General features: G+C 64.7%; 20 protein-coding genes and 1 riboswitch. Of the genes, 4 read left to right on the forward strand and 16 right to left on the reverse strand.

The window, feature by feature from the left end; translation table 11 throughout:
• Window positions 1-15: 15 nt before the first annotated feature.
• From IYY11_RS08045 to IYY11_RS08075, 7 genes are all read right to left on the reverse strand, one after another.
• Window positions 16-492: a hypothetical protein gene (locus IYY11_RS08045; RefSeq protein WP_196403389.1), complete on the reverse strand. Its 477-nt coding sequence runs from the start codon at window positions 490-492 to the stop codon at window positions 16-18.
• 149 nt (window positions 493-641) lie between these two features.
• The gene (locus tag IYY11_RS08050; RefSeq protein WP_196403390.1) at window positions 642-935 is read right to left on the reverse strand and encodes a YARHG domain-containing protein; all 294 of its coding nucleotides are present in this window, start codon (window positions 933-935) and stop codon (window positions 642-644) included.
• 50 nt (window positions 936-985) lie between these two features.
• A complete protein-coding gene (locus IYY11_RS08055; RefSeq protein WP_246719766.1) occupies window positions 986-1,726 on the reverse strand; it encodes a M15 family metallopeptidase in 741 nt (246 codons plus the stop codon).
• A 333-nt stretch (window positions 1,727-2,059) separates the two neighbouring features.
• A complete protein-coding gene (locus IYY11_RS08060) occupies window positions 2,060-2,872 on the reverse strand; it encodes a Crp/Fnr family transcriptional regulator (protein WP_246719768.1) in 813 nt (270 codons plus the stop codon).
• A 182-nt stretch (window positions 2,873-3,054) separates the two neighbouring features.
• A complete protein-coding gene (gene metW, locus IYY11_RS08065) occupies window positions 3,055-3,723 on the reverse strand; it encodes a methionine biosynthesis protein MetW (protein ID WP_196403392.1) in 669 nt (222 codons plus the stop codon).
• A complete protein-coding gene (locus tag IYY11_RS08070) occupies window positions 3,720-4,892 on the reverse strand; it encodes a homoserine O-acetyltransferase (protein ID WP_196403510.1) in 1,173 nt (390 codons plus the stop codon). The genes metW and IYY11_RS08070 overlap by 4 nt, the downstream gene beginning before the upstream one ends.
• 131 nt (window positions 4,893-5,023) lie before the next feature.
• Window positions 5,024-5,842 carry a carboxylesterase gene (locus IYY11_RS08075; protein WP_196403393.1) on the reverse strand — a complete coding sequence of 273 codons (819 nt, stop codon included), beginning with the start codon at window positions 5,840-5,842 and terminating at the stop codon, window positions 5,024-5,026.
• A gap of 137 nt (window positions 5,843-5,979) precedes the next feature.
• Here IYY11_RS08075 and IYY11_RS08080 point away from each other — a divergent pair, with 137 nt between their 5' ends.
• Window positions 5,980-7,182, forward strand: a complete 1,203-nt coding sequence (locus IYY11_RS08080; protein ID WP_196403394.1) for a glycosyltransferase family 4 protein — start codon at window positions 5,980-5,982, stop codon at window positions 7,180-7,182.
• Here the strand turns inward: IYY11_RS08080 and IYY11_RS08085 are convergent.
• Complete coding sequence (locus tag IYY11_RS08085; protein WP_196403395.1) at window positions 7,179-7,469, reverse strand: type II toxin-antitoxin system ParD family antitoxin; 291 nt, start codon at window positions 7,467-7,469, stop codon at window positions 7,179-7,181. The genes IYY11_RS08080 and IYY11_RS08085 overlap by 4 nt on opposite strands.
• Before the next feature lie 257 nt (window positions 7,470-7,726).
• Here IYY11_RS08085 and IYY11_RS08090 point away from each other — a divergent pair, with 257 nt between their 5' ends.
• Window positions 7,727-9,583 carry a cation:proton antiporter gene (locus IYY11_RS08090; RefSeq protein WP_196403396.1) on the forward strand — a complete coding sequence of 619 codons (1,857 nt, stop codon included), beginning with the start codon at window positions 7,727-7,729 and terminating at the stop codon, window positions 9,581-9,583.
• A 7-nt stretch (window positions 9,584-9,590) separates the two neighbouring features.
• Here IYY11_RS08090 and IYY11_RS08095 read toward each other — a convergent pair whose 3' ends face one another.
• Window positions 9,591-10,973, reverse strand: a complete 1,383-nt coding sequence (locus IYY11_RS08095) for an anion transporter (RefSeq protein WP_196403397.1) — start codon at window positions 10,971-10,973, stop codon at window positions 9,591-9,593.
• Window positions 10,974-11,139: 166 nt separating this feature from the next.
• Here IYY11_RS08095 and IYY11_RS08100 point away from each other — a divergent pair, with 166 nt between their 5' ends.
• Both IYY11_RS08100 and IYY11_RS08105 read left to right on the forward strand, forming a co-directional pair.
• Entirely contained in the window at window positions 11,140-11,784 is a 645-nt protein-coding gene (locus IYY11_RS08100; protein ID WP_196403398.1) for a helix-turn-helix transcriptional regulator, read from the forward strand.
• 103 nt (window positions 11,785-11,887) lie between these two features.
• A complete protein-coding gene (locus IYY11_RS08105; protein WP_196403399.1) occupies window positions 11,888-12,961 on the forward strand; it encodes a cytochrome-c peroxidase in 1,074 nt (357 codons plus the stop codon).
• 209 nt (window positions 12,962-13,170) lie between these two features.
• Here the strand turns inward: IYY11_RS08105 and gcvPB are convergent, their stop codons facing one another.
• From gcvPB to IYY11_RS08140, 7 genes are all read right to left on the reverse strand, one after another.
• Window positions 13,171-14,715, reverse strand: a complete 1,545-nt coding sequence (gene gcvPB, locus IYY11_RS08110; RefSeq protein WP_196403400.1) for an aminomethyl-transferring glycine dehydrogenase subunit GcvPB — start codon at window positions 14,713-14,715, stop codon at window positions 13,171-13,173.
• Window positions 14,715-16,055, reverse strand: a complete 1,341-nt coding sequence (gene gcvPA / locus IYY11_RS08115; protein WP_196403401.1) for an aminomethyl-transferring glycine dehydrogenase subunit GcvPA — start codon at window positions 16,053-16,055, stop codon at window positions 14,715-14,717. The genes gcvPB and gcvPA overlap by 1 nt, the downstream gene beginning before the upstream one ends.
• Window positions 16,056-16,161: 106 nt before the next feature.
• On the reverse strand, window positions 16,162-16,536 hold the full coding sequence (gene gcvH / locus IYY11_RS08120; protein WP_196403402.1) for a glycine cleavage system protein GcvH: 375 nt from the start codon (window positions 16,534-16,536) through the stop codon (window positions 16,162-16,164).
• On the reverse strand, window positions 16,533-17,690 hold the full coding sequence (gene gcvT / locus IYY11_RS08125; RefSeq protein ID WP_196403403.1) for a glycine cleavage system aminomethyltransferase GcvT: 1,158 nt from the start codon (window positions 17,688-17,690) through the stop codon (window positions 16,533-16,535). Before gcvT ends, gcvH begins: the two co-directional genes overlap by 4 nt.
• A gap of 155 nt (window positions 17,691-17,845) precedes the next feature.
• A riboswitch (glycine riboswitch) is annotated at window positions 17,846-17,936 on the reverse strand.
• 105 nt (window positions 17,937-18,041) lie between these two features.
• Window positions 18,042-18,374, reverse strand: coding sequence for a heat shock protein HspQ (gene hspQ / locus IYY11_RS08130; protein ID WP_018406534.1), 333 nt, complete (start codon window positions 18,372-18,374; stop codon window positions 18,042-18,044).
• A 93-nt stretch (window positions 18,375-18,467) separates the two neighbouring features.
• Window positions 18,468-19,511: an HpcH/HpaI aldolase/citrate lyase family protein gene (locus IYY11_RS08135; protein ID WP_196403404.1), complete on the reverse strand. Its 1,044-nt coding sequence runs from the start codon at window positions 19,509-19,511 to the stop codon at window positions 18,468-18,470.
• A gap of 86 nt (window positions 19,512-19,597) precedes the next feature.
• Window positions 19,598-20,929 (reverse strand): Nramp family divalent metal transporter, encoded by a 1,332-nt coding sequence (locus tag IYY11_RS08140; RefSeq protein WP_196403405.1) that lies wholly within the window; start codon window positions 20,927-20,929, stop codon window positions 19,598-19,600.
• Between the last annotated feature and the right edge of the window lie 151 nt (window positions 20,930-21,080).

The following is a 21,080-nucleotide window of genomic DNA, read 5'->3' on the forward strand; positions in this document are numbered from 1 at the left end:
GCGACGGCGCAACTTTTAAGGATTGAAGGCGCAGCGCGCGCCGCCGCCGGCCTTTTCCGCCACCTCGTCGGCGTCGACGATGCAGTCGAGCCCGGTGATCGACGCGTGGGTTGTGCCTGCCGCGCCTTCCAACACAACGCCGTTCTCGATCAAGGTCGCATAGAGTTCATGCGCCTTCCGGCCCTGCAATTCGATCTTCTTGGCGCCGAAGGTCAGCTCGCAGGCGCGGGAGGTGATGTCGACATTGCCGGCGCGGCAGTCGATCGCGTCAGCTCTGACCGCAATGCGCAGATCCTTGGCGTGCGGCGCGTCCGCCTTACCGCTGAAGAAAGCCGCAAGAAGCTTTTTATTGGGGGCGCTCGTTTGAGGCGACAATTCGCCGACGATCGCCGCAAGCGCGAGCGCATTGGAGCCGTTGCTCGCCCCCGCCTGAGCGGCCGCGGGCGCGATGATGGACAAGAAAAGCAGCCCAATTGATTTAATGGCGATCATGACAATTCCCCGGCAAATGCATCTGCGCAATTGACCAAGAGCCGACGCCGAATTTGCGACGCAGGCGCGTTCAGTCGACGGCGACGAACATATCGGCCATTTCTCCGACCGTGAATGCGCGTCTGAAAATTAGAGGCGCGGGCGTCAGATCAGCACCCTTTGCGGCGCTCCCACATTTGAAGCTGATTGACGCGGCTTTTCTCCCAACCGCTCAGCCGCCCGTAAGGTGGAAAACAGCCGGCTCCGAAGGCGGCCCGCCCACGGTCGGTATTGAAGCAATGGCCGTTACGCGCGTAGATCCGGTTGCGTGCGTACCAGAGATCCCCGCAAGACATGTAAGCCGGATCCTGCGCCGCCGCCGGGGTCGGCGCGACGACCCCCATCGATCCCGCGCCTAGCGCGCCGATAAGGCTAAGCGCCGTGAAAATCTTCTGTGTTCTCATCGGAAGTCCCTCCCTTTAATTGATATTACGTACGATCTGCGCAGTTCTTTTCAATCACTGTGTTGTTTTTTCTCTTCGCTGCCTGGCGGCGTGTCGAAAAATTCCGGCCGGTATTCGAAATGCATCGTGTCAAAATGCCCCCATTTGCCGCCCCAGATGAACCCATGGCGTTCGAAAATTTCGACGATCTCGTAAGGAATCCGATTGCGGTAACCGCCTTTGCGCCAGAGCCAATAATCAGAGAAGGCGGTGTTGAGATCGATCGCCGCGCCATAGGCGTGCATGCTGCGTTTGCCAGTGTCCTTCACAACGCGGCAATTGAAGGCGCCGGCGCTCGGATGAGCGTGGCGCTTAATGTCCTGCGGCAGACGATCGATTTCCGTGGCGACCGCGCGCAACCTTTCGGCGACGCCATTGATCGTGGTGACTCGCACCTTGCCGGTGAACCAGGGAATATCGGTCAAATGCTTCTGCGTTTCGCCCTTGTCGCAATCCCCATACATTTTGTCGAAGAAGGCGGCGTTGCGGAAGCGCCCCGGATCGTCCTGCGGTCCGGGAGGCTTCGTCAGCGCGCCCTTGGGATAGGGAAGGCTCAACTGATCTAGGAGCGAGGCGTTTCTCAGCTTCTCGTCGAAGCTCTTGTCGGTCCTGCCGTCAGAGAGATTTTGTCTTGTTCCGTCGCGGAATATGATTCCGGCGTCGTCGCGACCGGCGATTTGATCTGGATAGGCGTGCGTCAGCGCGTCGGGCGAAATCGCCTGCCCGCGAGCGGCGACGGAAAAGAAAAGCATCTCGACGCCAGCGAGGAGCAAGCCGATCCTTAGAGCGCGCTCTAAGCTTTTGGAAGCGATCACGCTATTTGCATTTTGGCGATTTCGCCAAAATGCCGTGTCATCTGGAATCGGCTTTTCATTCTTGTTGCCGTGAGAAGCCATTGCGCGCCGCCAATATTTCGCCGAACGCCGTACTTTCCGACGCTTTCTTCACGCCCGACGGCGAGGGGCCAAAGCATTTCCGCTCTGCGCATGCTTCTACCGCCTCCGGCAAAGCCGGGGAACTACCTTACGGCTTATAGCGCGCCTCGCGCGAAAATCCGGATTTCACTTTTGATCGCGAGCCGGCGCCTAAGCGGCGTCGTGCCGCGTCTCGATCTTGCGCCGTCCGAACGCAAGACGCGGCGGCCGACCGAGCCGGTCGCACTGGTCCGCGAGATGCAACACGCTTTCGACATGCACGTTGCGTGTCTCCGTGCGGACGCCATGCGCGCGGAGTTTGGCGAAAGCGCGCGACAGCGTCTCCTGCTTGACGCCGAGACGCGCGGCGATCAGGCGCTTGTCATAGGGCAGGCGGAAGCGGCACCGGTCTTCGCCCGGCGGGCAGAGGCCGAGCAGGAAACTGGCGAGGCGCTGATCGGCGTTCTGGCTCTTGAGCGACTCGATCTCGCCGAGGAGACGCGCGATGCTCTCCTTGGAGTCTTGCATCACCGCGGCGCAGAGCGACGGCGACTCCTTGAGGAGCCGAGCGAACAGCGCCGCCGGCAGCTTGAGCGCGCGAGTCGCGCCGACCGCCTTGGCGGAGAGCGTGTGACTCTCATCGGCGTCGGTTGGGGCCTCGCCGATGATTTCGCCGTCCGAGCGAATGCCGATGAGCGTTTGGCGTCCCGAAGACGAAATGCGCAGCAGCTTCACATAGCCGCTCAAAACGAATGCGAGGTCGGTGACGACAGCGCCCTGATGGAAAAGCACATCGCCGTCCTGGAACGACTCGATCCAGGCGTCCGCCGACAGACGCGACAACGTCGCTTCGTCGACCCCGGCGAAGAGCGTCGCGCTGCGCAGATCCCCCAAGCCCGCCGGCTGCGGCGCGCACGGATCGGCTCGGCTCTTTTGCGAGACGCTGTCATAGCCTCGCACGGCGGGGCCGGTGTCGACTGTCAAGCTCGCGCCTCCTCCCGAAGCGCGCGGAATTACGCGCGTCATCCAAGGGATGACACGACGCATGAAGCGGAGGCGCCGCCGCTCCCTCCTGCGCATGTTTCTCTTAACGCCGCCAACGGGAAGGCTAACGCGAACCGTCAGCCCGCGAAAGGCGACGAATGCGGGACAAACCGTCGCACGGGTCAGAGTCGTTGATCGCCACGCTCCAGCAGAAACACAGCCTGTTCGCCGAAGAGATTCCAAACCCACCAAGGCGCGCTGAAGCGGATCGGCGCGCCGGCGCGATCAAAGGCGACTCCGCGCTCGATGTGCGCGCCGAGTTCGTCGACGATCTCGACGAAGTCACGGATGGTGCAAAGATGAATGTTCGGCGTGTCATGCCAGTGATAGTCGAGTCGCCCGGTGACCGGCATGCGGCCGCCAAAGGCGAACTGCGCGCGCACGCGCCAATAGCCGAAATTGGGAAATGAGATGATCGCGCGTCGACCGATGCGCAGCATATTGGCGAGCGCCGCGCGCGGGCGCCTTGTCGCCTGCAGCGTCTGGGAAAGAATCACATAGTCGAATCCGTCGTCCGGATAATCGGAGAGGTCGGTGTCGGCGTCGCCTTGAATGACGGAGAGTCCTTTCGCCACGCATTCGTTGACGCCGCGCTGCGAGAGTTCGACGCCGCGCCCGTCGACGCCCTTCTTCTGCGCCAGGAGCTGCAGCAACGCGCCGTCGCCGCAGCCGACATCGAGCACGCGCGCGCCGGGCGCGACCATCTCGGCGATGACCGCGAGATCGAGACGCGGTTGCTCGAGCGGCTGCGCGGGCCGCTCAGGCGCGTTCGCCGCAGGCGTGACGTTCATTTCGAGGTTCCGTCAGGCGCGAGCCCACGCGCGTTTGCGGCTGAATCGAGAAAGCCGCGCGTCGTCGCGATGAACATCGGCTCGTGCAGCAGGAACGCGTCGTGCCCCTTGTCGGATTCGATTTCGACGAAGGACACCGAGGCGCCGCCGGCGTTGAGCGCGTGAACGATGGCGCGCGAGTCCGAGGTGGGATAGAGCCAGTCCGACGTGAAGGAGACGACGCAAAAGCGCGTCTTGGTGTCCTTGAAGGCCATGGCCAGCGAACCGCCATAGTCGGCGGCAAGATCAAAGTAGTCGCAGGCGCGGGTGACAAAGAGATAGGAATTGGCGTCGAACCGCTCGACGAAGGCGAGGCCCTGGTAGCGCAGATAGTTCTCGACCTGAAAATCCGCGTCGAATGAGAAGGTCGGCGCGCTGCGGTCCTGCAGCTTGCGGCCGAACTTACGCTGCAGCGCCGCTTCCGAGAGATAAGTGATGTGCGCCGACATGCGCGCCACCGCGAGCCCCTTCTCGGGCCGCACGCCCTGCTCCTGATAGCGCCCCGAGCGCCAGTCCGGATCGGCCATCACCGCCTGTCGGCCGACTTCGTGAAAGGCGATGTTTTGGGCCGAATGTTTGGCGGCGGTGGCGATCGGCATGGCCGAGAAGACCCGCTCCGGATAGCTCGCCGCCCATTGCAGCACCTGCATGCCGCCCATCGAGCCGCCGGCGACGCAAAACAGCGTCTCGATGCCAAGATGATCGATGAGCATCGCCTGCGCGCGCACCATGTCGCGGATGGTGACGACCGGGAAGTCGACGCCATAGGGCTTGCCGGTCGCGGGGTTGATCGACGCCGGGCCGGTCGTGCCCAGGCAGCCGCCGACCACATTCGAGCAGATCAGGAAATAGCGGTCGGTGTCGAAAGGCTTGCCGGGCCCAACCATCGCCTCCCACCAGCCGGGCTTGCGGGTGACGGGATTGACGCCTGCGGCATATTGGTCGCCGGTGAGCGCATGGCACAGCAGGATGGCGTTGCTGCGCGCGGCGTTGAGCGTTCCACGGGTCTCGTACGCCACGGTGAGCGGGGCAATGCGGCCGCCGCCGTCCGTCAAAAGCGGTCGGTCCGGAGGAAAAACGACGGTTTTTGGCGCGAAGCCCTCGCTGCAGGCCGGCCGCGCCTCTGACAATACGGACAAGCGATCATCCTAGCGTTCGATATGCCGAACAATTCGTTCGGCAACATCGATGGGGCCGGCGGAGGTGTCAAGCGCCGCGCGGCGGGGGCGCTTGTCAGGAGCGAACCGGGTAGCCGCCCCCCTCAATCAAACAGCGTCGGCGGCGGCTCGCCCGGCGGCGGGGCGCTCATCGTCTCCACCGCGGCGGCGAGCTGCGCGAGATCTTCGGGGCGGGACAGCCGATGATCGCCGTCGGCGATAAAGGTCAGCGTGACGGGGTCGGCGTTCAGATGCTCGACGATCGTCAGCGCATGCCGCCAGGGCACGGCGTCATCGCGCATGCCCTGCAGAATATGCACGCGCGCATAAGCGCGCATGAGGCCGCCGAGCAGCAGATGCTTGCGCCCCTCTTCGATCAGCCTTCGCGTGACCGGCCCGTGATCCGGCTCCTTGGCGGGCAGGACGCCCTTTTCCATGAGTTCGCGGCGGGTCGCTTCGTCAAAGCCTTCCCACATCAGCGCCTCGGTGAAGTCCACCGCCGGCGCGAGCAGGATTAGTCCGGCGAGCCGGGCGCTTTCGCCTTTTTCGGCGAGCCGCCGCGCCAGCAGCAGCGCGATCCAGCCCCCCATCGAACTGCCAATGACGATCTGCGGCCCTTGCGTCGAGCGCTCGAATACGGCGAGACTCTGCTCCAGCCAGTCGCCGATGCAGCCCTCCTCGAATTTGCCGGACGAGCGGCCGTGGCCCGAATAGTCGAAGCGCAGAAAGGCGCGCCCCCGCGCCTGCGCCCATGCGTCGAGGGCGCTCGCCTTGGTTCCGTCCATATCGGAGGCGAAGCCTCCAAGCCAGACGAGGCCCGGCGCGTTGCCGGCCTCGGCCGTCGCGGCGCGCCATCGCCGCGCGAGGCGCCAGACGCCGCCCGCGGGATTTTGAATGTCGAGGAAGTCGAGCGTGTCCGACAAGCAGGTTCACTCAGGTTCACTTGGGATCGAAGAGGCGACGCGATTGGAAATAGGCGGTTTGCTCACAGTTGGTAAAGGATCTCGCAACAGAATGCCGCAGCCGGACGCTTCTGTCCGGGGCTTGCGTTAGCCCAGCGATGTCGCAACAAACCGCCACGATCGCCGCCCCCGGCCAGCGACTGGCCGGACGAACGATCCTGCAGATCGTGCCCGATCTCCAGTCGGGCGGGGCGGAGCGCGCGACGGTGGACGTGGCCGAGGCGTTAAGCCGGGTCGGCGCCCGCTGTCTTGTGGCGTCACGCGGCGGCCGCATGGTCAGCGAGCTGCAGTCGAAAGGCGGCGTCTGGGCGCCGTTTCCGGCGGCGACGAAAAATCCCTTCGCGATGGCGCTGAATTCGGTGCGGCTGGCGAAAATCATCCGCGACGAAGGCGTCGACATCGTGCATGCGCGCTCGCGCGCGCCCGCTTGGGTCGCCTATTACGCGACGCGTCAGACCGGTGCAAAGCTGGTCACGACCTATCACAGCGCCTATAGCGGCGCGTCGGCGATCAAGCAGCGCTACAACGCCATCATGTCGGCGGGCGACGCGGTGATCGCCATTTCGGAATTCGCCGCCCAGCGCATCCGGGAATTGCATCCGGAAAGCGCGGATCGCATCGTCGTCATTCCACGCGGCGCGGATCTGCGCGCCTTCTCGCCCGCCGCCGTCGACCGGCGCCGCGTCGAGCGGCTGCGCGCGGCGTGGGGCGTCGCGGCGCATGATCGCGTCGTGCTGCTGCCGTCGCGGCTTTCCGCGCGCAAGGGCCATTTGGTTCTGGTCGAGGCGACCAAGCGGCTGATCAAGCAAGGCGTCTGCGATCTGCGCGTCATTTTCGTCGGCGACCCGCGCAGCGACTCGCTTCGCCGCGCCCTCGAAACGCAGATCGAGCAGGCCGGCCTGCGTGACGTGATCCGCAACGCCGGCTACTGCGAAGACATGCCCGCCGCCTATATGGCCGCCGCCGTCATCGTCGCGCCGGCGACGGAGCCGGAGGCGTTCGGGCGGATCGCCGTCGAAGCGCAGGCGATGGGGGCGCCGGTGATCATTTCCGACATCGGCGCCGCGCCGGAGATCGTCCTGGCGCCGCCGCAGACCCCGCGCCACCTTGCGACAGGCTGGCGGACTCCGCCCGGCGATCCGGTCGCCCTGGCGGACGCCATCGCCGAGGCGCTGAGCCTGCAGGCCTCGGCGCATGACGACCTGGCGCTGCGGGCGCGCCGAAACGCGCAGGAGCGCTTCTCGGTGGAGCAGATGCAGCGCGCCACGCTGCAGGTCTATGAGCGCCTGCTTGGGCTTTAGATCACGCCGCATTTTGGCGGAATCGCCAAAATGCAAATAGCGGCCTTGGCCTTGAATTTAGCCTCAAGGCGATCGAACACCGCCTTCGCGGGCTTGGCGCGTCCGGCGTCAGCGTCGGCGATGCCCCTCGCAATCGAGGCGTCCAGGGCGGCAAGATGGGCCTCGCGCTCCTGAATGAGACGAACCCCCTCGCGCAAGACCTCGCTCTTTGAATTGTAGCGGCCCGACGCCACCAGCTTGGCGACGAAGGCCTCAAGCTGGCTTCCCAAGTCAGCGCTGATGGCCATGACACGATCCTCCTGTGGTTAACATGTCACCGACCAATAACTATTATCAAGCGTTCCGACGCTGCGGGCGCGAGACAGCCGCCGAATCGGATAGAGTTCGGCCGTCAATCGGACTGATCTCGCGCGCAGCGCCATGGCCGCGCCTGTCGGGCTTCCCCTAAGCTCGTCCGGCGGCGCGACTCTTGCTGTTTCGTCGCCAATCGCCGCGTGACCCATTTATCCTTCGCGAAGGACCAGCGCGCGAGCAACGAGGCGGCATGACGAGTTCCATCCATCTTGAATCCTATCGCGAGGCGCTGGTCTTTCTCGCCACGGCGGGGGTCGTCGTCCCGCTGTTTCATCGCATCAAGGTGTCGCCGGTGCTGGGCTTTCTCTTTGCCGGCGCTGCGCTCGGGCCGTTCGGTCTCGGCCGACTGGCGGGCGATCATGAATGGGCGCGCAATTTCACCATCACCAATGTCGAGGGCGTCTCCAATCTCGCCGAATTCGGGCTGGTCTTCCTGCTGTTCATGATCGGCCTCGAACTGTCCTGGGAGCGTCTCGCCCGCCTGCGGCGGCTCGTCTTTGGACTGGGGCTCGCTCAGCTGGTGGTGTGCGCAAGCGTGCTCGCGACTGTCGGCTACTATCATTTTAACGTCGAATTCGGCCCCTCGATGTTGATGGGCATCGCTCTCGCCATGTCGTCGACGGCGGTGGTCTTGCCGGTGCTCGCCGAGGCGCGGCGCTTAAACAAGACCTCCGGACGCGTCGCCTTCTCGGTGTTGCTGTTTCAGGACCTTGCCGTTGCGCCGGCGCTTTTTCTCGTTTCCGCGCTCGCCGAAGCCAAGAACGGCGGCTTCACCGGCGAACAGGCGGCGTGGGCGTTTGGGCGGGCCTTTCTCGCCATGGGCGCGCTGATCTTCATCGGAAGGCTGCTGCTGCGCCCGTTGTTTCGCATGGTCGCGGCCGTGCAGCTGACCGAACTGTTCATGGCCGCCTGCCTGCTCGTCGTTATCGGCGAGGCGGCGCTTTCGGCGGCCGCCGGATTCTCCATGGGCCTTGGCGCCTTCATCGCCGGGCTGCTGCTCGCGGAGACGGAGTTCCGGCGCGAGGTCGAGGTGACGATCGAGCCGTTCAAGGGCCTGTTGCTCGGGCTCTTCTTCGTTTCGGTCGGCGCCGGTCTCGACATGGGCGCCGTCGCTGCGGATCCCCTTCCGATCTTCATATACGCCGCCGGGCTGATCGCGGTTAAGGGCGCGATCATCTTCGTTCTTGCGCGGCTCTTTGGCGTCGAATGGCGCCCCTCAGCCGAGGCGTCGCTGCTGCTGGCGCCGGGCGGCGAATTCGCCTTCGCGCTGCTGACCTCGGCGATGGCCGTCGGCGTGCTGCCGGGTCACTATGGCGCCGACGCGATGATCGTCGTCACGATCAGCATTTTCGCCATTCCCCTTCTTGGCCGGATCGGCGCCGCTCTTGTCCCGCCGGCGACGGAAGCCGAGGACGAACAGCTGTATGCGGATCTCGCGCCGGCGGCGGAAGTCGCCGAGGACCGCGTCGTGATCGTCGGCTACGGCCGGATCGGCAGCCTTGTCGGCGAAATGCTGAAGCGCCACGACATCCCGTTCGTCGCCGTCGAAAACGTCGTGTCGCTGGTGACCGCGGGGCGCGAGGACGGCGTCGAAATCTACTGGGGCAATGCGACGCGGCGCGAGTTTCTGATGCGCTGCGGCGTGGCGCAGGCCCGTGCGCTCGTCGTGACGATCGAAAATGTTCACGCGGCCGGCGAGATCGTCCGTCTGGCGCATGACATCCGCGGCGATCTCACCATCGTCGCGCGGGCCCGCGACGCCGACCACGCCACCGAACTCTATAAGCTCGGCGCAACCGACGCGATTCCCGAAACGGTCGAAGCCAGTCTGCAGCTCGCCGAAACCGTGCTCGTCGACATCGGCGTGCCGATGGGTTTCGTCATCGCCTCGATCCACGAAAAGCGCGACGAGTTCCGCAAGCTGCTGCAGCCGTCCGACGACAAGACGCGCGCGCGGCATGCGGAGCGCAATCGAAAGATCAGGCGCGAACATACGCGCCGGCGCATATCGGGACGCGCCGCGGAAGAAAGCGGGGAGGAGGCGTAGAGCCTTCTCACAACCTCCACAGTCCGAGCGCGATCGTCGCCAGCGTCAGCGGCGCGCCGACCCTAAAATAGGTCCAGAAGCCGATCGTGACGCCCAGCGCGCGCGCCCGTTCGACGACGATGAGATTGGCGATCGAGCCGACGAGCGTGAAATTGCCGGCGAGCGTCGAGGCCATCGCCACAATCAGCCAGGCGCGCCTCGGATCGCTCAGTCCGACAATGAACGGTTTTAACGCGAGGACCGCTGGCACATTGCTGACGATGTTGGACAGCACGGCGGAGACGAACGCGAGCGTCGATGCGTCATCGAGTTTGAGCCGTCCGACGTCCGCGATCTCGCCTTGCGTCAGCACAACCTTGTCGAAGGCGCAGACGACGATGAAGAGTCCGGCGAACATCAGGAGCAGCGGCCAGTCGATTTCGCTGTAGATTTTCTTCGAGCCGATGCGCCGCGTGAGCAGCAGCAGCCCGCCGGCGACGATCGCCGCCTTGGCGGGCGGAACGCCAGCGAAAAAGAAGCCGATCATCGCCGCGGTGATCAGCAGCGCTTTTGAGGCGAGCGCGCGATGAAAGGGGCGCGGCGCCGCGACGATCGGCGTCAGTCTCTCGCGCGAAAAGAATTCGCGCGGAAAGGCGAGCGCCACAAAAAGGATCGTGAGCGCGACGCCGGCGAGGGCGATCGGCCAGAGCGCCTCAGCGAAGTCGCCGTAGGAAATGCCCGAGGCGGTCGCGATGATCATATTTTGCGGATTGCCGGTGATCGTCGCGACGCTGCCGACATTGGAGGCGAGCGGGATCGCAAGCACATAGGGCGTCGGATCACGCTTCAGCCGACGCGCCAAATCCACGACCAGCGGCGGCATGACCAGACAGATCGCGTCATTGACGAGAAAGGCGGAGAAGAATCCGGTCGCCGCCGCGACCGCCGCGAGCAGAAAGATCGGACGCCGGGCGACGTCCGCCAGCCAATCGGCGGCGCGGCGGAAGAAGCCGGAAAGGCGCAGATTGGCGACGACGATCATCATGCCGAGCAGCAAAGTGATGGCGTCGAAATCGATGGCGCGGTAGGCCTCGTCGAGGCTCAAGGCGCCGACGCCGATCATCAGGCTCGCGCCGAGCAGCGCGCCGCCGGCGCGGTCGAGCCGATAATAGGGCAGCTTGCCGATCGCGAGCACGAGATAGGTCGCCGCGAAGATCGCTGCGACGGCGGCCGTCCGAAGCGTCGGCGTCGGCAGGCGGTTCACGAGCGACAGAAATTCGCCGAGGCCAAGGATCGCGACAGCGGCCAAGGCCGCGCCCCCCGCGACGATGATGGCGACGAGAACCCCAAGCCAGAGCGTGAGGAAAGGGTGGCGCAGGCGATTTGGCGCGGGCTCGGGCGAGGAAGGCATGAGACTCGGCGAGTTAGCGCGCGCGGCATGGAAGACGACGCAGGGAGGAGGGGTTATGGCGCCCGGCCTCGCGCGCGCCAAGCCGGCAGCGCCGATTTCCTATTGTGCGGCATAGTTAATAGATATATTCCTACCCACTAGGAAATTGTTCCGAACGCGGCCAGCCATGTCCGACATTCTCACCCATGCTCAGATCTGGGCGGCGATCGACGCGCTCGGCGAGCGATATGGCATGACGCCGTCGGGCCTCGCGCGCAAAGCCGGCCTCGATCCCACGACCTTCAATCGCTCCAAGCGCGAAACGACGAGCGGGCGCCAGCGCTGGCCGTCGACCGAATCGATCGCCAAAGTGTTGCAGGCGACCGGCGCCGGGCTCGACGAGTTCATGTCCCTGGTGATGGAGAACAGCGCCGCCGGCCGCTGGCGCCATACGCGGCCGCTGATCGGCCTCGCCCAGGCGGGGGTCGGCGGCTTTTTCGACGATGCGGGCTTCGCCACCGGCGCCGGCTGGGACGAGATCGACGTGCTCGCCGAGACCGACGAACATTCCTACGCGCTCGAGATTTCAGGCGACTCCATGGCGCCGCTGTATCGCGACGGCGATGTGGTGATCGTCTCGCCGGCGGCGCCGGTGCGGCGCGGCGACCGGGTGGTGGTGAAGACCACCGCGGGCGAGATCATGGCCAAGGAGCTGAAGCGCGAGACGGCGCGAACCATCGAACTGCGTTCGGTCAATCCGGCCTACCCCGACCGCACGATTCCGCGCGACGAGGTCAGCTGGATGGCCCGCATTCTCTGGGCGAGCCAATGACGTGTGACGCTTAGCCGCCGACCGACGCCTCTAGCCGCGCGCCCATGCAGCTGTGGTATAAGCTTCAACCTCTTGCGCCGCTTCCATCCGGGTGAAATCCGCCATGCGTCTTTCTTCGATAGTCTCTCTTGTCGCGCTTCTTGTCGGCGGCCCGGCTTTCGCCGAGGCAGGCCTGAGGGACAAGGCGAAGGAGCTTTTCCAGCCGATTCCCTCAAGCCCGCCGGCGATTCCTGGAGAGACCGCGACGCCGGAAAAACTCGCGCTCGGCAAGATGCTGTATTTCGAGCCGCGACTTTCCGGCAGCGGCGACGTCAGCTGCGCCGACTGTCACAATCTGAGCATGGGCGGCGTCGACGGCGGCGCGCTCTCGGGCGGGCATAATGCGCAGCTCGCCGGCCGCGAAGTCCTCACGGTGTTGAACGCCATTTTCAACAAGTCCCAGTATTGGGACGGGCGCGCCGCCAATCTTTCCGACCAGGTGGTCAATTCGGTGATGGCCAATCCCAAGGCGATGTTGAAGACGCGCGGGGGGCCGATGCCGATCAATCCGACGGAACATGCGGCCGCAAAGCAGCGCGCCGTCGAGCAATTCAAGAAGATCCCCGGCTATGTGGCGGCCTTCAAATTGGCCTTTCCCGAACAGAGCGATCCCGTCGCCTATGACAATATCGGCCGGGCCATCGCGTTGTTCGAAGCGACGCTGATCACGCCCGACGCGCCGTTCGACCGCTGGCTCAAAGGCGACGATCAGGCGCTGTCCGAGACGCAGAAGGATGGTCTGAAGCTCTTCATCGAGAAGGGCTGCGTCACCTGCCATAACGGCGTCAACGTCGGCGGCGGCATGTATGCGCGTTTCGGCGTCGTCAAACAGCCGACCGCGGAATTTCTGCCGCCGGACGACTTGGGCCGCTTCGCGGTCACCAAGACGATCGCCGACAAATACGCCTTCAAGGTTCCTTCGCTGCGCAATGTCGAACTGACGGCGCCCTATTTCCACACCGGCGCGACCTTCGATCTGAAGAAGGCCGTGGCGGTGATGGGCGAAAGCCAGCTCGGCGTCGAACTCAGCGCCGACGAGACCGACAAGATCGTCGCCTTCCTGGATTCGCTAACCGGGCGCCAGCCGGAGGTCGTGCTGCCGATTCTGCCGCCGCGCACTGGGCCGCCGGCGCTCTGATATCGCGTCTATCGAACGGTTCGAATGTCATTCCCGACGCGCGCATAGCGCGCGATCGGGAATCCAGAAAAAATAATCTTTCGCGACGTTGCTCTGGGTTCCCGGTCAGGCCTACGGCCTGCTGGGAAAGACAGGCCGAGCGAACGCGTCAAGGGTGTTGTTCGTGTGAGACGGACTCGCAATGCGATTCCGTCATTAACGATCCACTGCTAAATCGTCGCCGTTTTCTTCTCCCAACGCAGCACAGGCTTCCTCGCCGCCAGCGCCTCATCGACGCGCCGGCGCGGCGCCAATCGCGGCGCGGGGCCAAAGCGCGCGACCTCGCCGGCTTTGGCGCTCCGCGCAAGATCGCGCAGCGTCGCGATGAAGAGATCGAGCGAGGCTTTCGATTCCGATTCCGTCGGCTCGATGAGCATGGCGCCGTGGACGACGAGCGGAAAATAGATCGTCATCGGATGATAGCCCTCGTCGATCATCGCCTTGGCGAAATCGAGCGTCGTCACGCCGGTGCCGCGCAGCCAGGCGTCGTCGAACAGAACTTCATGCATGCAGATGCGATCGCCGAACGGCTGAGTCATCACGTCACGCAGCGACGCGCGGACATAATTCGCCGACAGCACGGCGTCTTTCGAGGCCTGGGCGACTCCGTCCCCGCCATGCGCCAGCATATAGGCGAGCGCCCGCACGAACATGCCCATCTGCCCATGAAAAGCGGTCAGGCGCCCAAAGCTCTGCGTGCCCTCAGCCGCTTCGACAAGCTCCAGCGCGTCGCTATTGCGGCGAATGAACGGAACCGGCGCGAAAGGCGCGAGACGCTCCGAGAGAACGACTGGGCCGGCGCCAGGTCCGCCGCCGCCATGCGGCGTCGAGAAGGTCTTGTGCAGATTGATGTGCATGGCGTCGACGCCGAAGTCGCCCGGACGCGCGACGCCGGCGATGGCGTTGAAATTCGCGCCGTCGCAATAGAAGTAGCCGCCGGCCTCGTGCATCGCGTCGGCGATCTCGACGATCTCGCGCTCGAACAGCCCGCAGGTATTGGGGTTGGTCAGCATGATCGCGGCGACGTCCGGCGCGAGCGCGTCTTTGACAGCCTCGGCGCGCACGGTTCCATCCGCCGCCGCCGGAACGACGCGCACCGAAAAGCCGAGCAGCGCCGCTGTCGCCGGATTGGTGCCGTGCGCGGACTGCGGAATGAGGACGACATTGCGCGTCGCGGCTTCGCCTCTCGCCGCAATCGCAGACTTGATCGCCATCATGCCGCAGAGTTCGCCATGCGCGCCGGCCTTCGGCGACATCGCGACCGCCTGCATATTGGTGAGCGTCATCAGCCAGTCGGCGAGAATCTGCATCAACTCCAGCGCGCCCTGCGCGGTCGATTGCGGCTGCAGCGGATGCAGATCCGCGAAACCTTCATAGCGCGCGATCTTCTCATTGCTGCGCGGATTGTGTTTCATCGTGCAGGAGCCGAGCGGATAGAGCCCGGCGTCGATCGAATAATTCTTGCGCGACAGACGCACGTAATGGCGCATCGTCTCCGGTTCGGTCAGTCCCGGAAGACCGATGGGCGCATTGCGCTCCAGCGCGCCGAGCCGCGTCGCGACGGGCGCAGGATCGTCGACATCGACGCCGGTCGCGTCGAGCCGGCCGATCTCGAAGATCAGCGGCTCTTCCAGATCGAGCCCGCGATTGCCGGTGAAGGTCGCAGGCGTTTTGTCGTCATCGAGCGGTTCGACGACTGCGGGTCTGTCGAGCATCAGAGCGACTCCTTAAGCGCCGCGACGAACGCGTCGCGATCTTCTTGCGTATTCACTTCGGTGGTGGCGACGAGGAGAAGATCGTCAAGCGCGGCGTGCGGCAGAAGCCGCGCGACGGGAACGCCGGCGAGAACGCCGCGCGCCGCCATTCTCTCAATAAGCGCGGCGGCGTCGCCTTCGACGCGAAGCGTAAACTCGTTGAAGAAAGTCTCGTTGAGGACTTCGACCTTTGAAACGTCAGCGAGCATCTGCGCCAGCAAAACCGCGTTAGCGTGATTGGCGCGCGCGAGCCGCGTCAGTCCGGCTTCGCCAAGCAAGGTCAGATGGATGGTGAAGGCGAGCGCGCAGAGGCCGGAGTTGGTGCAGATGTTGGACGTCGCCTTGTCGCGGCGGATGTGCTGTTCGCGGGTCGAAAGCGTCAGCACATAGGAGCGCCTGCCGTCGGCGTCGACGCTTTCGCCGGCGAGGCGGCCGGGCATCTGCCGCAGGAATTCATGCCGCGTCGCGAAGAGGCCGACGTAAGGTCCGCCGAAATTGAGCGAATTGCCGATCGACTGTCCTTCGCCGACGACGATGTCGGCGCCCATCGCGCCCGGCGATTTGAGGAGACCAAGCGACACGGCTTCGGTGAAGACGGCGATGAGAAGCGCGCCGTTCGCGTGGCAAGCTTGCGCAATCTTCGTCAGATCGCGCAAATTGCCGAAGACGTCGGGCGTTTGCACGACGACGCAAGACAACGTGTCGTCGATGCGGGCGACGAGATCTTCGGCGGCGCGAATGTCCGGCGCCATCGTCTCGACTTCGTCTTCGGCGAGTCGCGAGATGGTGCGGACCACTTCGGCGTAATGCGGATGCAGGCCGCCAGAGAGCAGCGCCTTGCGCCGTTTCGTCACGCGATGCGCCATGAGCACGGCTTCGGCGGTCGCCGTCGAGCCGTCGTACATCGAGGCGTTGGCGACCTCCATGCCCGTCAAGAGAGCGACCTGGGTCTGGAACTCGAAGAGATATTGCAGCGTGCCCTGCGAGATCTCCGGCTGATAGGGCGTGTAGCTCGTCAAGAATTCCGAACGTTGAATGAGATGATCGACGCTTGCCGGAATGTGATGCTTATAAGCGCCGGCGCCGATGAAGAATGGCGCGCGCGACGCAGGCATATTGCGGGCGGCAAGCCTTGCGAAGAAACGCTCGACGCCCTGCTCCGACTTGCCGTTAGGCAGGTCGAGCGGCGTCCTGAGCAGCGTCGCGGGCGGCGCGTCGGCGTAGAGCGCTTCGATCGACGAGACGCCGATCGTCGCGAGCATCGCGCTTCTGTCGGCCTCTGACAGCGGATGGTAGCGCATCGTTCTTTTCCTCGCGCTTAGAGCGCTTCCCGATCACATCGAATCATGTGATCGATAGGAATCGCTCAACATCGAAATGCTGGAGCATGTTCTCATCGAACCTGCTCTAGATCGTCTTCAGGAAGCTCGAATAGGCGGCGTCGTCCATCAGCGATACGCATTCGCCCGGGTCGCTGACTCTCACCTTGATGAGCCACCCGCGTCCGAGCGGATCGTCGTTGACGAGCGCCGGCGCTTCGCCAAGCTCCGGATTGACTTCGACGACTTCGCCGCTCACCGGCGAATAGACTTCGCTGGCGGCCTTTACGCTCTCGATGACCGCGATCTCTTTGCCCTTTGCGACCTTCTTGCCGACTTCGGGCAGTTCGATGAAGACGATGTCGCCGAGCTGCGACTGCGCATAGTCCGATATGCCCAGCGTCGCGAGGTCGCCATCGAGCGCGACATATTCATGATCCTTGGAGTAGCGAAGATCGGTCATCTCGCGTCCTTTCCAGCCGGCGCTTTGAAATAGCGATGCGGGACAAAAGGCAAAGCCGCCACTGTGACGTCGATGCGTTTGTCGCGCAGCGGCGCCGAAAGCGTCGCGCCGACATTCGCATGATTGCTGGCGACATAGCCCATCGCGATGGGGCGTTGCAGCGTCGGCGAAAAGCCGCCCGACGTCACATGGCCGACAGCTTCGCCGTCGTGCGCTGAAAGTTCCGCGCCGTCCCGCAGCGGCGCCTTTGTTTGCGGCTCGAGCCCGACGCGCCTGCGAGCGGGGCCCCGCTCAAGCGCGCGCCGAATGCGTTCGAAGCCGGGAAATCCGCCTTCGATGCGTCGGCGTTTGCCGATCGACCAACCGAGCCCCGCTTCGACCGGATCGGTGGTTTCGTCGAGGTCGTGGCCATAGAGCGGCAGGCCGGCCTCCAGCCGCAAGGCGTCGCGGGCGCCAAGGCCCGCCGGCGCGACGTCCTCATGCGACAGCAACAGGCGCGCAAGGTCTTCGGCATGCTCGGCGCGCAGCGACAGCTCGAATCCGTCTTCGCCCGTATAGCCGCTGCGCGACACGAAGAGCGGCGCGCCGCCGAAGTCGAAGGCGCGCCATCCCATGAAAGGAAGGTCCTCGGCGCCGGGGAGGAGTGCGCCGAGGACCGAGGACGCGCGCGGGCCCTGAAGGGCGAGCAACGCGCGGTCCAAAGGATTAAAGTCGAACTGGGGCAACGCGGTCGCGATAAGCGCGAAATCGGCTTGCTTGCGCGAGGCGTTGACCACAAGCAGCAGCCGCTCCTCGACGCCTGGCAGACGGGTGACGAGAAGATCGTCGAGAATGCCGCCGCGCTCGTTGAGCAGCTGCGTGTAACGCGTGCGCTCCGGCGAAAGCGACGCCAAATCGGCCGGCGTCAGGCTTTCGAGCGCCCGTGCGGCGCGCGCGCCGGCGAGGATCGCCTGACCCATATGCGAAACGTCGAACAGGCTTGCGCCACGCCGCGTATGCAGCGTTTCGGCGACGATGCCCTGCTCATAGTGCAGCGGCATCTCATAGCCGGCGAAAGGCGCCATGCGCGCGCCGAGACGTCGATGAACGGCGTCGAGCGGGAGTTTGACCAGCGCGGGAGGCGCAGCGGTCGCGACGTCGGATTCGGTCACCATCAACTCCGCCAGACAATGGTTGGCGCAGCAAAGCTCAAACTTCGCTACGCGCCCCCTCTGTCCGGTGACCTGAGAGATTTCCCTGCGCTAAAAGCGTCAGGTTACGCCCTTCGGTGGGCGAATCGCTTGCGCGCTTCGCCGCTTTCCAGAGTTTCTACTTCGTCGCGGTCCTTTGGGCCTGAGCGTTTCCGGGGCGGTTTCGCCTTCGGCGCCGGCGCGAGCGCCGGTCTCTCCCGCGATGAAGTTCGACCTGCAACCAAAATGTGGTCGATTCGCGCGCTCGTCAATCCCAGCGGCTGCGTGTTTTTTTCGCAATGCGGCCGCGCGCGGGCCGATCGCGAGCGCCGCCGCTCAGTGGCGCTTGGGCGCCCGCATGCGGTAGACGCCGTCGTCATCGCGCTCGAAGGTCTCATCGACCTGCGGATGGCGCACCGGCCTGTTACTGTTGTCGGGCAGCAGATTTTGCTCCGACACATAGGCGACATATTCGGTTTCGGCGTTCTCGGCGAAGAGGTGATAGAAAGGCTGATCCTTGTTCGGACGCAGCTCTTCCGGAATCGAAAGCCACCACTCTTCAGTGTTGGCGAACACCGGATCAACGTCATAGATCACGCCGCGGAACGGATAGCGGCGATGCTTGACCACCTGTCCAATAGAAAATTTCGCGGAGTTTTCTCGCGGCATTCCAAGGCGCCTTTAACACGCTGTTTACTTGCCTTTTAGTAACGCAGCCGGGGCGCAGCCGTCAATCGGACGTGGCGCCACAGCCAAATCCTCTCAGAATCCGTAGAGCGTGGCGAGGTCGGCGTCTTTGGCGGCGACCTGCTTGGCGAGGTCGACGACGACCTTGCACTGCTTCCAGGTGGCGTCGTCCTGCATTCGGCCGTCGATCATCACCGCGCCGGTGCCGTCCGGCATCGCGTCGAGCACCCGCCTGGCGAAGGCGACCTCTTGCGGATCGGGCGAGAAGACCTTCTTGGCGATGGCGATCTGCGACGGATGCAGCGACCAGGCGCCGGCGCAGCCGAGCAGAAAGGCGTTGCGGAACTGCGCCTCGCAGGCGGGGGCGTCGGAGAAATCGCCGAAGGGGCCATAGAAGGCCTTGATGCCGGCGGAAGCGCAGGCGTCGACCATCTTGGCGATGGTGTAATGCCAAAGGTCCTGCTGGAACGAGGCGCGCAGGTCCTGGCCGGGCTCGGCGTCGGCGATGACCTTGTAGTCCGGATGGCCGCCGCCGACCCGGGTCGTCTTCATCGCCCGGGACGCGGCGAGATCGGCCGGTCCGAGCGAAATGCCATGCATGCGCGGCGAGGCCGAAGCGATGGCGTCGACATTCTTGACGCCTTCCGCCGTCTCCAGAATGGCGTGAATAAGGATCGGCTTCGTTACGCGATGCCGCGCTTCGAGTTGCGCCAGGAGCTGGTCGAGATAGGCGATGTCCCAGGGTCCCTCGACCTTGGGCAGCATGACGACGTCGAGCTTGCTTCCGACCGCGCCGACGATCTCGATCATGTCCTCGAGCGCCCAGGGGCTGTTCAGCGCATTCATGCGCGTCCACAGGCCAGTCGAGCCGAAGTCGGTCGCCTTGGCCATTTCAATGAAGCCGGCGCGGGCGGCTTCCTTGGCGTCGGCGGGAATCGCGTCCTCGAGATTGCCGAGGACGACGTCGACCTGTTTGACGAGTTCGGGAACCTTGGCGCGGAATTTTTCGAGATGCGGCGGCACGAAATGGATCATCCGCTCGACCTTGACGGGCGGTTCGCGCAGCGGCGCCGGGGCGCCGATGGCGAGCGGACGATAGAATTGATTGGGAAGTTTCATCTCGACGCAGCTCCAAAAAACTGCGTCGAGTTAAGCCAGATGCGTCGGCTTGGCAATGCTGGGCAGTTTGTCACAGCCGCAAAGGCTCAGCCCGCTACGGCGTCCCAGAGCAGCTTCGCGTTCAGCGCGATGATGACGACGGCGATGAGCGCCGCAAGCGCGGTGGTGCGTTTGGGCGCGACGAGTTCTCCCATCACGCTGCGCTGCGCCGTGAAGGCGACGAGCGGCACGACGGCGAACGGCAGCGTCACGCTCAGCGCCACCTGGCTCATGACGAGCAGCTGCGCCGTCGCCGATTCGCCGGCGTAAAGCGTCACGCCGATCGCCGGCGCGATCGCGATGCAGCGGGTGATGAGGCGGCGCGTCGCCGGCTTCATCCGCAGTCGCACAAATCCTTCCATGACGATCTGGCCGGTGAGGGTGGCGGTCACGGTCGAATTGAGCCCGCAGGCGATGAGCGCGACGGCGAAGAGCGTCGCCGCCACCGGTTGTCCGAGCAGCGGCGCGATCAGCCTGTAGGCCTCGCCAAGCTCCGCGACTTCGGTATGGCCGGTCGCGTGGAAGACGGCGGCGGCGAGAACGAGGATGGCGCCGTTGACGAACAGCGCGAGAAACAGCGCCAGCGTGCTGTCGATCACCGCGAAGCGAATCGCCTCGCGCTTCTTGTCGAGCGGCTCGGCCACGGCGCGGGTCTGCACGACGAAAGAGTGCAGGAAGAGATTATGCGGCATCACCGTCGCGCCGAGAATGCCGAGGCCGATGTAGAGCATCTCGGGATCGGTGAAAAAGCGCCGGGTCGGCACGAGTCCTTGCGCGACCTGCGCCAGATCTGGGTGCGCCATGATGAGTTGCGCGAGGAAGGAAAAGGCGATGAGCGCCAGCATCGCCACCACGAAAAGCTCGATCTTGCGAAAGCCGGCCCGCTCCAAAGCAAGCACCAGAAAGGTGTCGAGCACCGTGATCAGGATGCCGACCGCAAGCGGCAGGCCGAACAGCAATTGCAGGCCGATGGCGGTGCCGATCACTTCGGCGAGATCCGTGGCGAAAATGCCGACTTCCGCCAAGATCCAGAGCCCGACCGCGGCCGGGAAGGGATAATGCCGCCGGCAGGCCTGCGCGAGATCCAGCTCCGCGCCGACGCCGAGCCGGGCCGCAAGGGATTGCAGGACGATCGCCATTAAGCTCGACAGCACGGCGACGAAAAGCAGCGCCGTGCCGAATTTCGAGCCGCCGGCGAGCGCCGTCGCCCAATTGCCGGGGTCCATATAGCCGGTGGCGACGAGATAGCCGGGACCCAGAAACACGAAGAGCCGCCGGAGAAATCTGCCGCCTTCGGGCACATGCACGGAGCGGCGCATATCGCCGCGTTGCGGAGCGGGCGCGTTGGCGGTCGTCGCTGGCGTCACATTTGTCTCCACGAGGGGCCGGGACGGCCGGGCACAGGATCTACTTGGCAAGGCCGGGAAGGGCCGCTTCTGCGCAAGAAGTTTTCGCCTTAAGGCTTCCCTTTGTCACCAATGTAAATCGCGTCGGGAGAATTTCATCGGCGGGGCGAAGCGCAGTCGCCGC

Source organism: Methylocystis sp. H62, from assembly GCF_015709515.1.
Taxonomy (GTDB): Bacteria; Pseudomonadota; Alphaproteobacteria; order Rhizobiales; family Beijerinckiaceae; genus Methylocystis.

Coding starts and splice junctions, on each gene's coding strand:
- IYY11_RS08050 (WP_196403390.1), bottom strand. CDS start 935: ATGAGAACACAGAAGATTTTCACGGCGCTTAGCCTTATCGGCGCGCTA.
- gcvPA (WP_196403401.1), bottom strand. CDS start 16,055: ATGCGCTACCATCCGCTGTCAGAGGCCGACAGAAGCGCGATGCTCGCG.
- gcvPB (WP_196403400.1), bottom strand. CDS start 14,715: ATGCTCGACAGACCCGCAGTCGTCGAACCGCTCGATGACGACAAAACG.
- IYY11_RS08105 (WP_196403399.1), top strand. CDS start 11,888: ATGCGTCTTTCTTCGATAGTCTCTCTTGTCGCGCTTCTTGTCGGCGGC.
- IYY11_RS08100 (WP_196403398.1), top strand. CDS start 11,140: ATGTCCGACATTCTCACCCATGCTCAGATCTGGGCGGCGATCGACGCG.
- gcvH (WP_196403402.1), bottom strand. CDS start 16,536: ATGACCGATCTTCGCTACTCCAAGGATCATGAATATGTCGCGCTCGAT.
- IYY11_RS08080 (WP_196403394.1), top strand. CDS start 5,980: ATGTCGCAACAAACCGCCACGATCGCCGCCCCCGGCCAGCGACTGGCC.
- gcvT (WP_196403403.1), bottom strand. CDS start 17,690: ATGGTGACCGAATCCGACGTCGCGACCGCTGCGCCTCCCGCGCTGGTC.
- IYY11_RS08045 (WP_196403389.1), bottom strand. CDS start 492: ATGATCGCCATTAAATCAATTGGGCTGCTTTTCTTGTCCATCATCGCG.
- IYY11_RS08090 (WP_196403396.1), top strand. CDS start 7,727: ATGACGAGTTCCATCCATCTTGAATCCTATCGCGAGGCGCTGGTCTTT.
- IYY11_RS08085 (WP_196403395.1), bottom strand. CDS start 7,469: ATGGCCATCAGCGCTGACTTGGGAAGCCAGCTTGAGGCCTTCGTCGCC.
- IYY11_RS08055 (WP_246719766.1), bottom strand. CDS start 1,726: ATGCTTTTCTTTTCCGTCGCCGCTCGCGGGCAGGCGATTTCGCCCGAC.
- hspQ (WP_018406534.1), bottom strand. CDS start 18,374: ATGCCGCGAGAAAACTCCGCGAAATTTTCTATTGGACAGGTGGTCAAG.
- metW (WP_196403392.1), bottom strand. CDS start 3,723: ATGAACGTCACGCCTGCGGCGAACGCGCCTGAGCGGCCCGCGCAGCCG.
- IYY11_RS08135 (WP_196403404.1), bottom strand. CDS start 19,511: ATGAAACTTCCCAATCAATTCTATCGTCCGCTCGCCATCGGCGCCCCG.
- IYY11_RS08095 (WP_196403397.1), bottom strand. CDS start 10,973: ATGCCTTCCTCGCCCGAGCCCGCGCCAAATCGCCTGCGCCACCCTTTC.